The sequence below is a fragment of the Novosphingobium capsulatum NBRC 12533 genome (genome assembly GCF_001598375.1).
In the GTDB taxonomy this organism is placed as follows: Bacteria; Pseudomonadota; Alphaproteobacteria; order Sphingomonadales; family Sphingomonadaceae; genus Novosphingobium; species Novosphingobium capsulatum.
This window is the reverse complement of sequence record NZ_BCYV01000004.1, coordinates 110036-125796: the sequence shown is the minus strand read 5'-3', so window position 1 is coordinate 125796 and position 15761 is coordinate 110036. Positions and strand designations below refer to the sequence as shown.

15 protein-coding genes are annotated in these 15761 nt (G+C 64.9%); 13 read left to right on the top strand and 2 right to left on the bottom strand.

All coding sequences use genetic code 11. The features are described from left to right. Positions 1–22: 22 nt before the first annotated feature. The gene (carA, locus tag SCA01S_RS01600) at positions 23–1198 is read right to left on the bottom strand and encodes a glutamine-hydrolyzing carbamoyl-phosphate synthase small subunit (protein ID WP_062782213.1); all 1176 of its coding nucleotides are present in this window, start codon (positions 1196–1198) and stop codon (positions 23–25) included. 162 nt (positions 1199–1360) lie between these two features. On the opposite strand from carA, the gene SCA01S_RS01595 reads away from it, so the two are divergent. From SCA01S_RS01595 to rpsD, 11 genes are all read left to right on the top strand, one after another. Further along, a complete protein-coding gene (locus tag SCA01S_RS01595; protein ID WP_022677779.1) occupies positions 1361–1813 on the top strand; it encodes a GatB/YqeY domain-containing protein in 453 nt (150 codons plus the stop codon). Positions 1814–1970: 157 nt separating this feature from the next. Next, the gene (locus SCA01S_RS01590; protein ID WP_062782210.1) at positions 1971–2363 is read left to right on the top strand and encodes an endonuclease domain-containing protein; all 393 of its coding nucleotides are present in this window, start codon (positions 1971–1973) and stop codon (positions 2361–2363) included. A gap of 45 nt (positions 2364–2408) precedes the next feature. Further along, on the top strand, positions 2409–4274 hold the full coding sequence (dnaG, locus tag SCA01S_RS01585; RefSeq protein WP_062782208.1) for a DNA primase: 1866 nt from the start codon (positions 2409–2411) through the stop codon (positions 4272–4274). A gap of 96 nt (positions 4275–4370) precedes the next feature. Further along, entirely contained in the window at positions 4371–6371 is a 2001-nt protein-coding gene (gene rpoD / locus SCA01S_RS01580) for an RNA polymerase sigma factor RpoD (protein ID WP_022675588.1), read from the top strand. A 224-nt stretch (positions 6372–6595) separates the two neighbouring features. After that, entirely contained in the window at positions 6596–8908 is a 2313-nt protein-coding gene (locus SCA01S_RS01575) for a TonB-dependent receptor (protein WP_062782205.1), read from the top strand. A gap of 184 nt (positions 8909–9092) precedes the next feature. Continuing rightward, positions 9093–9725, top strand: coding sequence for a DUF2059 domain-containing protein (locus SCA01S_RS01570; RefSeq protein ID WP_062782202.1), 633 nt, complete (start codon positions 9093–9095; stop codon positions 9723–9725). 147 nt (positions 9726–9872) lie between these two features. Continuing rightward, positions 9873–10310, top strand: a complete 438-nt coding sequence (gene rpiB, locus SCA01S_RS01565; RefSeq protein WP_022675585.1) for a ribose 5-phosphate isomerase B — start codon at positions 9873–9875, stop codon at positions 10308–10310. A 17-nt stretch (positions 10311–10327) separates the two neighbouring features. After that, entirely contained in the window at positions 10328–11641 is a 1314-nt protein-coding gene (glyA, locus tag SCA01S_RS01560; protein WP_062782200.1) for a serine hydroxymethyltransferase, read from the top strand. 40 nt (positions 11642–11681) lie between these two features. Beyond that, positions 11682–12119, top strand: coding sequence for a transcriptional regulator NrdR (gene nrdR, locus SCA01S_RS01555; protein ID WP_369801299.1), 438 nt, complete (start codon positions 11682–11684; stop codon positions 12117–12119). A 3-nt stretch (positions 12120–12122) separates the two neighbouring features. Continuing rightward, a complete protein-coding gene (locus tag SCA01S_RS01550) occupies positions 12123–12878 on the top strand; it encodes an RNA methyltransferase (RefSeq protein WP_062782197.1) in 756 nt (251 codons plus the stop codon). Positions 12879–13056: 178 nt separating this feature from the next. Continuing rightward, positions 13057–13671 (top strand): 30S ribosomal protein S4, encoded by a 615-nt coding sequence (gene rpsD, locus SCA01S_RS01545; RefSeq protein ID WP_022675581.1) that lies wholly within the window; start codon positions 13057–13059, stop codon positions 13669–13671. Between the two features lie 129 nt (positions 13672–13800). On the opposite strand, the gene SCA01S_RS01540 is transcribed toward rpsD, so the two are convergent. Continuing rightward, positions 13801–14424 (bottom strand): YceI family protein, encoded by a 624-nt coding sequence (locus tag SCA01S_RS01540; RefSeq protein WP_054132241.1) that lies wholly within the window; start codon positions 14422–14424, stop codon positions 13801–13803. Positions 14425–14546: 122 nt separating this feature from the next. On the opposite strand from SCA01S_RS01540, the gene SCA01S_RS01535 reads away from it, so the two are divergent. Further along, positions 14547–15452: a LysR family transcriptional regulator gene (locus tag SCA01S_RS01535; RefSeq protein ID WP_062782194.1), complete on the top strand. Its 906-nt coding sequence runs from the start codon at positions 14547–14549 to the stop codon at positions 15450–15452. Between the two features lie 76 nt (positions 15453–15528). Next, positions 15529–15756, top strand: a complete 228-nt coding sequence (locus tag SCA01S_RS01530) for a hypothetical protein (RefSeq protein WP_022675578.1) — start codon at positions 15529–15531, stop codon at positions 15754–15756. Positions 15757–15761: the final 5 nt, after the last annotated feature.

Below are 15761 nucleotides of genomic sequence, written 5' to 3'. Positions count from 1 at the left end.
TTCGGAAACGATGGCTGGGCGATTAGCCCAGCATGCTCACGAACTTTTCAAACAGATAGAAGCTGTCCTGTGGGCCGGGTGAGGCTTCGGGGTGGTATTGCACGCCGAACGCCTTCTTGCCGGTGATCGCGATCCCGCAGTTGGAACCATCGAACAGCGAGACGTGGGTTTCGATCACGTTGGCAGGCAGCGAACCCGGCGCATTGTCCACGGCAAAGCCATGGTTCATCGAGGTAATCTCGACCACGCCATCGTCGTTGCGCTTGACCGGATGATTGGCGCCGCGGTGGCCCTGGTTCATCTTGGTGGTCTTGGCGCCGGCGGCCAGGCCGAGCATCTGGTGCCCCAGGCAAATGCCGAAGATCGGCACGTCTGCCGCCAGCAGGTGCTGGATTACCGGCACGGCATAGGCGCCGGTCGCGGCCGGGTCACCCGGGCCATTGGACAGGAACACGCCCGCCGGCTTGAGCGCCATGATCTCGTCAAACCCGGTCTGCGCCGGAACCACGGTCACGTCTGCCCCGGCCTTGACCAGGTTGCGGAAGATGTTGTCCTTGGCGCCAAAATCCATGGCGACCACGTGCGGGCGGCCCGTGCCTTCGGGGCGGGTATAGCCCTGCCCCAGATGCCAGACCGAACCCTGCCATTCTTCGCGGGCCTCGCGGCTGACCACGCGGGCGAGGTCAAGGCCTTCCAGCCCCTGCCAGGCGCGCGCCTTTTCCAGCAGGGCTTCCAGATCGAACTGGCCTTCGGGGTGATGCGCGATCACCGCGTTAGGCGCACCCGACAAACGGATGCGGCGGGTCAGCGCGCGGGTATCGATGCCGGCCAGGCCGATGCGGCCCTGGCGCTCCATCCACTGCTGGAACGTGCCCTGGGCGCGGAAGTTGGCCGGCGCGGTCACGTCTTCGCGCACCACGCAACCCACGGCGCCAGGCACGCCATGGCTTTCCATGTCTTCGGCGTTGGTGCCGACATTGCCGATGTGCGGGAAGGTGAATGTGACGATCTGCGATGCATAGCTCGGATCGGTCATCACTTCCTGGTAGCCGGTCATCGCGGTGTTGAAGCACACCTCGCCGACGGCTTCACCCACGGCGCCAAAGCCTCGGCCCCAGGCGACCGAACCGTCGGCAAGGACGAGAACACCCGTCGATCCTTCTGGTTGGGACGCAAGCGAAAGGGCGGGGTCGGCCATTATGGGGGCGCTCCGTTGGCAGGGGTTCTGGCGATGTTGCTAAGGCCCGGCCGCTACGCTCCTATGGCCGCAGCGTCAACCTAGCGGTTCAAGAAAGTTTGTCCTAGGAGGAATCCTTTGCGCCGCCCTGCGCGGCCCGAACACCCACAGGAAAAACACGACATGATCCGCGACACGATCAAGGCCGCGCAAGTGGCTGCCATGAAAGCCGGAGACAAGGGACGCCTTGCCGCCGTCCGCCTGATCCTGGCCAAGCTCAAGGACAAGGACATCGAACTGCGCACCGCAAAGACGGTGCCGGACGACGATGCCGTGGTGATCGACGTGCTGCAAAAGATGGTCAAGCAGCGCCGCGAATCGATCACCCTGTTCGAGCAGGGCGGCCGCCAGGAACTGGCCGACGTGGAAAAGGCCGAACTGGTCGTGATCGAGGAATTCCTGCCCGCGCAGCTTTCCGAAGACGACGTCAAGGCCGCGATCGAAGGCATCAAGGCCGAACTTGGCGCCACCGGCATGAAGGACATGGGCCGCGTGGTGGCCGAACTGAAAGCGCGCCACGGCACGCAGATCGACATGAGCAAGGCCAGCGGCCTGGTGAAGGCGGCGCTTTCGTAAGCAACATGCCCTCCGCTCTTTGGAACAGGCCCTCCCCTAACCCCTCCCGCAGGCGGGAGGGGGATTTTGGCGTAAGACTTCAGCCGCCCGCTGGAGGGACTTCTTTTTAGCTCCCCTCCCGCTTGCGGGAGGGGCTGGGGGAGGGCATGTTCCCCCGATGGACCAAGCTTGGCAGCGCGCGAACGACAAGGGTGACCAGCGCCCTACCGCCCGCGCCCGCCACTTGCGCAACAATGCCACCGAACCGGAACGCCACCTGTGGCAGGCCTTGCGCAGCCGCCAAGTGCTGGGCGTGCGGTTCAATCGGCAATTCCCCATCGGGCCATACATCTGTGATTTCGTTTCGCGGGAATATCGGCTGGTCATCGAAATCGACGGCGCCACGCATGCGGCGGCGCAGGCCTATGATGCCCGGCGAACAGCGTTTCTGGAAAGCCAGGGTTTCTCCGTCGTCCGCTTCTGGAACGGCGACGTGATGAACAACCGTGATGGGATAATCTTGGAATTGATCCGTGTTCTGAAGGAATTGGGAGTGAAGGGTGAGCTTTGACGCAACACGCCCTCCCCCAGCCCCTCCCGCAAGCGGGAGGGGAGCTTGAGCCTGACCCCGCAATGGCTGGATGAACTGCGCAACCGCGTCTCGCTTTCGGGCGTGATCGGGCGGTCGATCCGCGTGCAGAAGGCCGGGCGCGAGTTCAAGGCGTGCTGCCCGTTTCACAACGAGAAGACGCCCAGCTTCACGATCAACGACGAAAAGGGCTTCTACCACTGCTTTGGCTGCGGCGCACATGGCGATGTCATCCGCTGGATGACCGATCACCAAGGCCTGCCGTTCATCGAGGCGGTCAAGGAACTGGCGGCGCAGGCGGGCATGGACATGCCCGAGATGGACCGCCAGGCCGCCCAGCGCGCGCAGGCGGCCAAGTCGCTGCACGATGTGATGCAGGCGGCGCAGGACTTTTTCGTGGCCAGCCTGAAAGCGCCAGAAGCCGAGCGGGCGCGGGCCTACCTCGCCTCGCGCGGGTTTCCCGAACGCATCGCGCGCGAATTCGGCTTTGGCTATGCCCCTGACAGCCGCACCGCGCTCAAAGAGGCGCTGGGCCAGTTTCCCGAAAGCATGCTGATCGAGGCCGGCTTGCAGATCGTGGTCGAAGGCAAGACGCCCTACGATCGCTTTCGCGGGCGGCTGATGCTGCCGATCGCCGATCAGCGCGGGCGGATCATCGCTTTTGGCGGACGCATCCTCGCGGCCGAAAAGACCGACGCCCCCAAGTATCTCAATTCGCCCGATACGCCGTTGTTCGACAAGGGCCGCACGCTCTACAACCTGCACCGCGCCGCGCCGGCCGCGCGATCGTCGGCCCGGATCGTGGTGGTCGAGGGCTATATGGACGTGGTCGCCCTGGCCGCCGCCGGCATTGCCGAAGCCGTCGCCCCACTGGGCACCGCGCTGACCGAGCACCAGATCGAGCGGCTGTGGCGCGTGACCGAATGCCCGACGCTGTGTTTCGATGGCGATGCCGCCGGGCAGCGCGCGGCGATGAAGGCGGTGACGCGCGCCCTGCCCCTGCTGCGCCCTGGGCACAGCCTGCGCATCGTCACGCTGCCCGATGGCATGGACCCCGATGACGTGGTCAAGAAACGCGGGCGCGAGGCGATGCTCGATCTGCTCGGCACCGCGCGCAGCCTGGTCGATGTGCTGTGGGAAGGCGAGCGTGACGCCTCGCCGCTGACCACGCCGGAGGACAAGGCCGGGCTCAAGGCGCGCCTGCTGGCCCATTGCGACACGATCGCCCACCCCGATATCAAGACGCTCTACCGCCGTGAACTGCTGGATCGCTTTGGCGAACTGGCCTTTACCCGGCGCGAGCGCCCTGCCTTCACCCCGCGCCAGGGTGGCACGTTCCAGCCGCGCCAGGGCCGCGGGCCGTGGAAGCCGGCACCCCCGCCCCTGCCCGCCGCCACGGCCAGCCGCCTCTCGGCCAAGGTCGGTTCAGGCGACGCGCTGCTGGCGGCGGTTCTGGCCGGGCTGGTGGTGCATCCCGCCGCGCTGGCCCGCCATGGCGAGGCGCTGGCGCGCGTCCACCCCGCGCAGGCCGGCATGGCCGCGCTGCTCGATGCGCTGCTGGCCTTTGCCGAATCGGGCGCGCCGCTTGAAAGCACGGCCTTGCGCCCCATATTGCTGGAGCGGCAGCTAGAGGTGCCGTCGGCAGACGATTACGATGGCCTGCGATTCGGCTTCCTTTCGGAAACGAGCGCCACCGCGCTTGACGAACTGGCCGAAGCGATCGAGCTGATTGTCGATCTTCCGGCGGTGGAATCGGCGCTGGCGCGAGCGACAGAGCGCCTGGAAAACGACTTTTCCGAGGATAGCTTTGCCGAACAACAACGATTGCTGCAACGAAGGCTGGCTTTGCTGGCCAGGTTGGGGCAAATGGGTCGCACTCGTGCATCGTTATAATAGGAACATATGGATCGCCCGAGACCGGATGCGATCCTGGCCTGGGCACCGATGGGGCCCAATGCGGCACGACGTCAAAGGGTGGTATCGGGGTTAATGGCTTCCAACGACAAGACCGATAGCGGCGATGCACCGCTGATCGACCTTAACGAGGCTTCGATCAAGAAGCTGATCGCGCGCGCCAAGCGTCGCGGCGTCATCACGTATGACGAGCTGAACGAAGCTTTGCCGCAAGACCAGATGTCCTCCGAGCAGATCGAGGACATCATGGCCGCGATCTCGGAAATGGGCGTCAACATCGTCGAGAGCGACGAGGACGCGGTCGATCCCGAAGAGCGCGAGGCTGAGGAAGCCGAAGACAACGACACCGGGATGGACGACCGCCCGGTAGTTGAAAAGCGCAAGGAAACCATCGAACGCACCGACGATCCGGTGCGCATGTACCTGCGCGAAATGGGCGCGGTGGAACTGCTCAGCCGCGAGGGCGAAATCGCCATTGCGAAGCGCATCGAAGCCGGCCGCGACACCATGATCATGGGCCTGTGCGAAAGCCCGATTACCTTCCACGCCATCATCCAGTGGTCCGAAGCGCTCAACGCGGGCGAAATGCAGCTGCGCGAGATTCTCGATCTCGATGCCATGCTGTCCAAGGAACCGCAGCCCGAGAACCTGTCCGAAGACGGCGAGGAAGCCGACGGCGAAATCAGCGAGGCCACCGCTGGCCCTTCCTTCAAGGAAGAGGAAGACGTCGAGGAAGAGGAAACCGAGGACGAGGACGACGAGCTGCGCGAGCGCCGCGCCCGTCCGGCGGAAGAGGAAGAGGAAGACAACACCCTTTCCCTCGCCCAGATGGAAGCCACGCTCAAGCCTGCCGCGCTGGAGCGTTTTGCCGAAATCACCAGCCTGTTCCGCGCCTTTGAAAAGCTCCAGGGCGAGCGTCTTGACGCGCTGGGCCTGGGCCTGCCGTTCTCGGCCGCCAAGGAAACCGAATATCACAAGCTGCGCGAGGAACTGACCGCGCAGGTGGAAAGCGTGCAGTTCCACGCTTCCAAGATCGAATACCTGGTCGACAACCTCTATGCGTTCAACCGCCGGCTGACCACGCTGGGCGGGCAGATGCTGCGCCTGGCCGAGCGCCACAAGGTGAGCCGCAAGGACTTCCTCGATCACTACGTCGGGCGCGAGCTGGACGAAGGCTGGTTGCAGTCGCTCGCCACGCGCGACAAGAAGTGGGCGGCCTTTGCCGCCACCGAAGCGGGCGCGGTCGAACGCATCCGCGCCGAAGTGGCCGACATTGCCTCGGCCACGGGCATGCAGCTGGCCGAGTTCCGCCGCATCGTGAACATGGTCCAGAAGGGTGAGCGCGAGGCGCGCATCGCCAAGAAGGAAATGGTCGAAGCGAACCTGCGCCTCGTGATCTCGATCGCCAAGAAGTACACCAACCGCGGCCTGCAGTTCCTGGACCTCATCCAGGAAGGCAATATCGGCCTGATGAAGGCGGTGGACAAGTTCGAGTACCGCCGCGGCTACAAGTTCAGCACCTATGCCACCTGGTGGATCCGCCAGGCGATCACCCGCTCGATCGCCGACCAGGCGCGCACCATCCGCATTCCGGTGCACATGATCGAGACGATCAACAAGCTGGTTCGCACCAGCCGCCAGTTCCTGCACGAGCAGGGCCGCGAGCCCACGCCCGAGGAAATGGCCGAGCGCCTGTCGATGCCGCTCGAAAAGGTGCGCAAGGTGATGAAGATCGCCAAGGAGCCGATCAGCCTCGAAACGCCGATCGGCGACGAGGAAGATTCGCACCTGGGCGATTTCATCGAGGACAAGAACGCGATCATCCCGGTGGATGCGGCCATCCAGGCCAATCTCAAGGAAACCGTCACCCGCGTTCTGGCCAGCCTGACCCCGCGCGAGGAACGCGTGCTGCGCATGCGGTTCGGCATCGGCATGAACACCGATCACACGCTGGAAGAAGTTGGCCAGCAGTTCTCGGTGACGCGCGAACGCATTCGTCAGATCGAAGCCAAGGCGCTGCGCAAGCTCAAGCACCCGAGCCGCAGCCGCAAGATGCGCTCGTTCCTCGATCAGTAAGCCCTGCGGCACTGCCGCAAGCGCGCTACGCCAAGAGAGGCGCCCGGCTCCGGCCCGGCGCCTCTTTTCGTCTGGTCGCGATGTGTTGCAATGCGGCATCAGTATCAACTGAAACCGACACACCCTTGCATTAGTCTGACACAGGCTTGACACAAAACGCTAATAGCCCGGCCGGATCACACAACAGCGGCAAAGACCGCGTCCTTTCCGTCAGGGGAAATTCCATGCGTACCACCCGTTTCGCTTCCGCCATGCTGGCGGGGGCCGCCTTTGCGGCCATCGCACCTGCCGCCTTTGCCCAGGATGCTGCACCCGCTGCGCCCGCCGCCGCCGCTGCTGACGATGCCGGCAATGCCATCGTCGTGACGGCAGAGCGCCGCCAGGAAAACATCATGTCGGTGCCGGTGTCGGTGGCCGTGATGAAGCCCGAACTGCTGCACAACCTTCAGGCCGCCGGCGCTGACACGCTGCTCTCGCTCGCTGGCCGCGTGCCCAGCCTCAACGTCGAATCGACCACGGGCCGCATCTTCCCGCGCTTCTACATCCGCGGCCTTGGCAACATCGACTTCTACCTCGGCGCTTCGCAGCCGGTGTCGGTGATCCAGGACGACGTGGTGATGGAGCACGTGGTGCTCAAGTCCAACCCGGCGTTCGACATCGCCCAGGTGGAAGTGCTGCGCGGCCCGCAGGGTTCGCTGTTCGGCCGCAACACCACGGCCGGTATCGTCAAGTTCGACACCGCCCAGCCCACCGCAACCTGGGCCGGCCAGGCCAGCGCCAGCTGGGGCAGCCGCAACAGCGTGAACATCGACGCCGGCGTCGGTGGTCCGCTGACTTCTGACGGCCGCGTCAGCTTCCGCCTGTCGGGCCTGTACCAGCACCGCGACAACTGGATCAACAACACCTACACCGGCGTCAGCGACGACGGCACCAAGCCCGGCAACAACGTCATGGGCGGATTCAACGAGCGCGACGTGCGCCTGCAGCTGCTGGCCCAGCCGACCGAAACCCTGTCGCTGCGCCTGTCGGGCCACTATCGCGATTACGACGGCAGCGCCTCGATCTTCTACCGCGGTTCGATCCAGAAGGGCACGCACACCGTGCCGCAGAACCTGGACCTGACCAACGTGGCCTATGACGAAGGCGGCAACAACCCGCAGGCCTACAAGACCAAGGGCGTCTCGCTCAAGGCCGTGCAGGACATCGGCAGCATGACGCTGACCTCGATCACGGCCTATGAAGCGTCGCACGGTTCGAGCCGGGGTGACACCGACGGCGGTGCGGCGGCCAACTTCGGCGGCGCCGGCTTTGGCGAATCGCGCGGCGTGCTGCGCAGCCTCAACCAGTGGAGCCAGGAAGTGCGCCTGGCGAGCCCCGACGCGGCCCGTTTCAAGTGGCAGCTCGGCGGCATCTACTTCGACTCGCGCGATTACACCGAGTTCGACCAGCGCGGCTACTTCCTCAACGCTGGCGCGCCGGGTGCAAACCCCAACAACTGGGTGCTGCTGCACAACGTCAACACCAGCTGGGCGGTGTTTGGCCAGGCCAGCTATGACCTGACCGAAAAGCTGCGCTTCACCGCCGGCGCGCGCCTGTCCAACGACACCAAGACCACCACCCTGCTCAAGACGGCCGATACGGCCGCCGGCGTGGTGACCTTCCCGGCCACGGCACCGCGCAACGTGCGCCTGTCGGACACGCAGCCGAGCTTTGACGCCAGCCTGCTCTATCGCGCCAATTCCGACCTGTCGTTCTTTGCCCGCGTGGCGCGCGGCTTCCGTGGCCCGACGATCCAGGGTCGCTCGGCCGTGTTCAATTCGCCGTTCACCACGGCCAATTCGGAAAAGAACACCTCGTGGGAAGCCGGCATCAAGAGCGCCTGGCTGGATAACGCGCTGACGTTCAACCTCACCGGGTTCTACTACACCGTCACCGACATCCAGTTGAACGGCAACGACAGCAATGGCAGCGGCGTGCTGTTCAATGCCGACAAGGCCGTGGGCTATGGCGCCGAAGCGGAAGTGGGCCTGCGTCCGTCGAAGAACCTGCGCTTCGACATTGGCGTGAGCGTGCTGCACACCGAGGTCAAGGACCCCAACGTGTTTGCCCAGGCCGGTTCGGCTGGTGGCGTGCTGTCGGAAACCGTGCTCAACCCGGTCAACAAGGTCGGCGCGAACTACTTTGCGCAGATCAACGGCAATTCGCTGCCCAACGCGCCGCGCTTCAACCTCAACCTGTCGGGCCGGTACGACCTGCCGCTGAACGACGACTTCAAGGCGTTCGTCGGCGCAGACTTCAACCTGCAGGGCTATACCATGTACGTGCCCTACAAGACGGTGGAATACACCTCTGACGGCAACTACGAGCTGGGCGCCAAGGCCGGCTTCGCGTTTGGTCGCTACGAGTTGGCGGTGTTCGCCCGCAACCTGACGAACAAGCGCAACCTGGTCGGCGTGATCGACACCTCCAACTATCGCGCCGGGATCTACAACGATCCGCGCACGATCGGTGTCTCGTTCAGCGGTTCGTTCCGCTGATCGCATCGCACAGCATGACAATCGGGACGGGGTGGCAGCGATGCCGCCCCGTTTCGTGTTATGGCAGCCCGAATAAATCCTTTTGACACTGGGCTTTCCGCCCTTGACCGGCCCGCAACAAGGCGCAACGAACAGAACCGCGACACCGGCTTTCGCCCGGCTTGTCCTCCGGGAGTTTCCGCCAATGTTGCCTGCCCGCCAAACCGTTGCCCTTGCCGCCCTGGCCCTCGCCCCGCTGGCCAGCGCCGTGGCCCTGCCCGCTGCCGCGCAGGCGCAGACGGCGCCGCCCCCGGCGGCACGCCCGCTCGATCCTGCCGATCTGCAAGTGGCCAGCCAGATCATCGCGGTTATCCTGCCGCCCGAACAGCGGGTGGCAATTGTCGAGCGCGTCACCAAGACGATGATGGGCGCCATGCAGGGCAACATGGCCGGCATCATGGGCGTGGACGATCCCGGCTTGCAGCAGATCTTCGCGCGCATGTTCGAAACGATGCCCGCGGCGATGCGCCCGGCGATGGAGCGCCGCATGCCCGAACTCGTTGATGCCATGACCCGCGCCTATGTCCGCCATTTCTCGCACGAAGACCTTCGCGCCATTCTGGCCTTCGCCCAGACGCCGGCAGGTAGCCACTATCTCTCGCGCTCGGCCGACCTGATGCAGGATCCTGACGTGGTTACCGTGATGACCGCGATGAACCGCGACGGGATGGAAGTGGGCATGGGCATGGCCAAGAATCTCAAGGCAGAGCTGACCACCTACCTGACCCAGCACCCCGACGTGGCCAAGAAGATCGCCGCTGCCCACGCCGGGCAATGAGAGGCGACGGGTGGGCTGCCGCGCCGGGCTGCCCACCCATCTGGGCAAAGGGTGCATCATAAGGCCAATTAATCTGGCATAGCGCGCGCAATGGGTTTAGGGGGACGCCAGAACCCCCACCATAGGCAACCGGAACCGCTATAAACCATGCGCATTGCCATTGCTTCCGATCACGCCGCGCTGGCGCTCAAGGCCGATCTTGTCCAGTGGCTGGGCGAGCTGGGCCACGATGTGGCCGACCTTGGCCCCTATAACGGCGACAGCGTCGACTATCCCGATTACGGGTACAAGCTGGCCAGCGCCATGGCCGCCGGCGAAGCCGAACGCGGCATCGCGCTGTGTGGCTCGGGCATCGGTATTTCCATTGCCGTCAACCGCAACCCGGCCGTGCGCTGCGCCCTGGTGGGTGAGCCGTTTTCGGCCAAGCTTTCGCGTGAGCACAACGATGCCAACGTGCTGGCCATGGGCGCCCGGCTGACCGGGCTCGACATGGCCAAGGCCTGCGTCGAGGCGTTCCTCGCCACGCCCTTTGCCGGCGACCGCCACGTGCGCCGCGTTACCAAGCTTTCCAATCCAGCCCTCTGATCCAGGAGCCACACCCGATGTCCACCGCTGCCACCGCATCGCCGGAAGTCCGCACGGCAGGCTTCTTCACCGAGCATCTCGCCTCGGCCGATCCCGAAATCTTCGCCGCCATCCAGGGTGAACTCAAGCGTCAGCAGACCAAGATCGAGCTGATCGCCTCGGAAAACATCACCAGCCTCGCCGTGCTTGAAGCCACCGGCTCGGTGCTGACCAACAAGTATGCCGAAGGCTATCCGGGCAAGCGCTATTACGGCGGCTGCGAATATGCCGACGTGGTTGAAAACCTGGCGATCGAACGCGCCAAGCAGCTGTTCGGCTGCAATTTCGCCAATGTGCAGCCCAATTCGGGCAGCCAGATGAACCAGGCCGTGTTCCTGGCGCTGCTGCAGCCGGGCGACAGCTTCATGGGCCTCGATCTCAACTCGGGTGGCCACCTTACCCACGGTTCGCCGGTCAACATGAGCGGCAAGTGGTTCCACCCCATTCCCTATGGCGTGCGCGCCGACGATCACCAGATCGACATGGACGAAGTGGCCCGCTTGGCGCGCGAGCACAAGCCCAAGCTGATCATCGCGGGCGGCACCGCCTATTCGCGCACTTGGGACTGGCAGGCGTTCCGCGCCATTGCCGATGAAGTGGGCGCGTATCTGCTGGTCGACATGTCGCACATTTCCGGCCTGGTCGCCGGTGGCGCGCACCCCTCGCCGATCCCGCATGCCCATGTCGTGACCACCACCACGCACAAGAGCCTGCGCGGCCCGCGTTCGGGCGTCATCCTCACCAACGACGAGGCGCTGGCCAAGAAGTTCAACACCGCCGTGTTCCCCGGCCTGCAGGGTGGCCCGCTGGTCCACGTGATCGCGGCCAAGGCCGTGGCCTTTGCCGATGCGCTGCGCCCCGAATTCAAGGCCTATGCCCACCAGGTCGTGGCCAATGCAAAGGCGCTGGCGGAAAGCCTCAAGGATGCCGGGCTCGGCATCGTTTCGGGCGGCACCGACAACCACCTCATGCTGGTGGACCTGTCAGCCAAGGACGTGACCGGCAAGGCCGCTGAAAAGGGCCTCGATCGCGCCTGGCTCACCTGCAACAAGAACGGCGTGCCGTTCGACAAGCGCTCGCCCTTCGTCACCTCGGGTATCCGCCTGGGTACGCCGGCCGGCACCACGCGCGGTTTCCGCGAGGCAGAGTTCCGCCAGATCGGCCAGCTGATCGCCCAGGTGGTCGATGGCATGGCCCGCAATGGCGAAGAAGGCGACGGCCAGGTGGAACAGCGCGTGCGCGACGCCGTGGCGGACCTCTGCGCGCAGTTCCCCATCTACCCGGAGCTTTGAGCGTTTGCGTTGCCCGTTCTGCGCCCATGACAACAGCCAGGTGAAGGACAGCCGGCCGACCGAGGACAACACCTCGATCCGCCGGCGGCGCCAATGCGAAAGCTGCGGCGCCCGCTTCACCACGTTCGAACGCGTGCAACTGCGCGAGGTTCTGGTGGTGAAGAACAAGGGCGATGGCAGCGAGCCGCGCCGCGAGCCGTTCGATCGCACCAAGATCGAACAGTCCGTCGCGCTCGCCTGTCGCAAGCGCCCGGTGACGCAGGAACGCCTGGATCAGCTGGTCACCGGCATCCAGCGCCAGATCGAGACCATGGGCGATGGCGAGGTCGCCTCCAAGGTGATCGGCGAGATGGTCATGGATGCGCTGCGCCAGCTCGACAGCGTCGCCTATATCCGCTTTGCCAGCGTCTATCGCGATTTTTCCGAAGCCCGTGATTTCGAGGAATTTGCCTCTTCCATCCAGGAAGTGGCCAAGTAACCCATGCCTGCACAGCCCGTTATCGTTCTCGTGCGCCCGCAATTGGGCGAAAACATCGGCAAGGCCGCGCGCGCCATGCTCAATTTTGGCCTGCCCGACATGCGCCTGGTATCGCCGCGCGATGGCTGGCCCAATCCCGCCGCCGGCCCGGCCGCCTCTGGCGCCGACGTGGTGCTGGAACGGGCTCAGGTCTATGAAACGCTGGCCGATGCCGTGGCCGATTGCGCCCATGTCTATGCCACCACCGTGCGCAAGCGCGGGGTGACCAAGCCGGTGGTGACGCCCGAGGAAGCGGCCCGCGCGATCGTGGTCGAGGAAGGCCGCAGCGCGCTGGTGTTCGGGCCAGAGCGTTCGGGCCTGGAAACCGATGACGTTGCCCTGGCGCGCACCATCCTGACCGTGCCGATCAACCCCGAATTCGGCTCGCTCAACCTGGCCCAGGCAGTGATCCTGTGCGCCTATGAATGGTCCAAGCACCAGAACGCCGCCGGCGCCCTGGTGCAGCCCACGGTCGAAGACATGCTGCCCCCTGCCCCGCAGGAAGACTTTGAAGGCATGTTTTCCCAGCTGTGCGGCCTGTTGGAACCGCGCGGCTATTTCATGCCCGAAGACCGCGCGGCGGCCACGCGCCGCACGCTGCGCACCATGCTGACCAAGCCGGGCTGGAATCATCTCGAAATCCGCACGCTGCGCGGGGTGCTGTCTGCCATGCGCCGCGCGCCAGGCAGCAAGCCCGGCACCGAGCCTCGCGGGGAATAAGCTTTTCCCTTGACTCTGCGGGCGTGTCCTGTTCTAGGCGCGCCTTCGCAATTGGCCCCACACGTCCGGTGAAGTGGTGGCCGCATCCCGACAATTGGCGGGATGGTGCGGTTCCGGGCATCAGCCGGGAGGGCATCGGCCTTCCCCAGACCAAACGCTAGTTGAAAGGAACGAACGCGTGTCGAAGCGCCATTCGTCCAAGTACAAGATTGACCGTCGCCTTGGTGAAAACCTGTGGGGCCGCCCCAAGAGCTCGGTGAACCGCCGCTCGTATGGCCCGGGCCAGCACGGCCAGCGCCGCAAGAGCAAGGTTTCCGACTTCGGCATCCAGCTGCGCGCCAAGCAGAAGCTCAAGGGCTACTACGGCGACGTGACCGAAAAGCAGTTCAAGCGCACCTATCAGGAAGCGTCGAACATGAAGGGCGATACCGGTCAGAACCTGATCGGCCTGCTCGAACAGCGCCTCGACATGGTCGTGTACCGCGCCAAGTTCGCGCCGACCATCTTTGCGGCTCGCCAGATCGTTTCGCACGGCCACATCCGCGTCAACGGCGTGAAGTGCAACATCGCCAGCCGCCGCGTGCGCCCCGGCGACGTGCTCACCCTGGGCACCAAGGCCAAGGAAATGGCCCTGATCGCCGAAGCGCAGGCTCTGCCGGAACGCGAAGTGCCTGACTACGTCGCCCAGGAAGGCGCCGACAAGGTCACCTTCGTGCGCGTGCCGACGCTCGACGAAGTGCCCTATCCGGTGAAGATGGAACCGAACCTGGTCGTCGAATTCTATTCGCGCTGATCGGTCGGTCCTCACGGACGAGACAAACGGAAAAGGCGGGGCTTTCACCCCGCCTTTTTTGTTGCCCGCCAAACGCGGCCAAACCGTATGCCCGATGCGCAGGTGCGCACCGGGCAGAACGCCGCGTGATCAGGCCTTCTTTTCGAAAGCCACGGTGATCTTGAGGCGCACTTCGTCGCTGACGAAGGGCACATACTTGCTCACGCCGAAATCCGAACGCTTGAGCGTGCCGGTGGCGCCAAAGCCCACGGTGAAGGCCTTGCTCATCGGGTTGGAGCCAGCGCCGCCAAACGTGGCGTCGAGCGTGACGGGCTTGGTCACGCCGTGCATCGTCAGGTCACCCTCGATCCGCGCGGTGCGATCGCCGGTCGGCACCACCTTGTGCGAGACGAAGCGGATGGTGGGATACTTGGCAGCGTCGAACCAGTCGGCGCTCTTGAGTTCACCATCGAGCGTGGCGTTGGTGGTGGAGATTGCCGAAACCGGCAGCGCCACGTCCAGCGTGGTGGCACCCAGGTTGGCCGGGTTGAGCGTCATCGTGCCGGTCGCGCCGGGGATCACGCCGAAAAAGTCGTTGAAGCCAAAGTGGCTGACGGTGAATTCGGCCAGGGTGTGGTGGGTTTCCACCTGATAGGTGCCAGCCGGCACGGCCGAAGGCGCGGCAGTGGCCTGCGCGGCGACCAGCGCCGGCGCGGCCAGGGCAGGAACGGCAAGAGCCAGGGCCAGAGCGGCGAAAGTCTTGGTACGTGTCATGACAGGGATCGTCCTTGTTGCAATGATCAGCGGTGAAATGATCGGGCGCAAGATGGCGTTTCCACCATCAGATGATAATACGCCAAGCATGAGATTATCCTTTTACCCAGGGTGCGAAATCAGTGGCTGACCGCTTGACCGGAATCGAGGTGTTCGTCGAAGCGATGCGGCTGGGCGGCCTCTCTGCGGCCGCCCGCGCCCTGCACATGTCGCCGGCGATGGCGGCCAAGCACCTTTCCGCGCTGGAGGCGCGGCTGGGCACCACGCTGGTCCACCGTACCACGCGGCGCCTGTCGCTGACAGAGGCGGGCGCAGCTTACCTCGACAAGGCGGAACGCGTACTGGCCGACTTGCGCGAGGCCGAAGCAGAAGCAGCCGCGCAAAGCGTGGCGATCGAAGGGCTGCTGCGGGTGAGCGCCCCGATGTCGTTCGGCGTGCTGCACATCGCGCCCTTGGTCGCCGCCTTCAACCAGCGCTATCCCGGCATTACCGTGGAACTGGGGATGAGCGATCGCCAGGTCGATCTGGTGGAAGAACGCTGGGACATGGCCATCCGCATCGGCCGCCTGGTCGGCAGCAGCCTGGTGGCGCGCAAACTGGCCGACATGCATCTGGTGGTCTGCGCCTCCCCTGCCTACCTCGCCCAGCGCGGCACCCCCAGCCAGGTCAGCGATCTGGTGCAGCATGATTGCCTGGGCTTCACCCTGACCCGGTTTGGCCAGCACGTCTGGCGCTTTGGCCTGGATGGCACGATCCACCAGCCAGTGCGCGGCACCTTGCAGGCTGACAATGGCGACGTGCTGGTGGAAGCGGCGGCAGCAGGGCTTGGCCTGGTCTATGGTCCACGCTTCATCGCCGCGCGTGCCCTGCGCGAAGGGCGGCTGGTAGAGGTGGTGCTGGACCAGCCGCTGGCGGGGCTCGGCGCCGTCCATGCGATCACCCATCCCTCGCGCCGGCCGGCCGCCAAGACCCGCGCCTGGATCGAATTCCTCGCCGCCACGGTGCCCGCGATGGCCGCCGAATGGTAGACACAATAAAGCAATATTTTCAGCCGTTTCCCGCAACAAACGGATCGTCGCAAATTGCGCATGAACGCAGCAGAAAATGGGAACAGCATCGCGCCGCCAGCATTATCGCAGCATGCTGATGTATCGCTTCGTCACGCCGCACCGTTGCGGCAAATGGTATCCTGATCTGGAAACAGCGAAGGCCCAGGCCAGCGCCATCGGCGCCGGCTTTCTCGACACCCGGACCGGCGAATTCGCGCAATATCCCGGCACCCGGCTCGAAACCGAGGTGGTGATGACGCCGCAACCGCAGATCGCGGCCTGACGGCC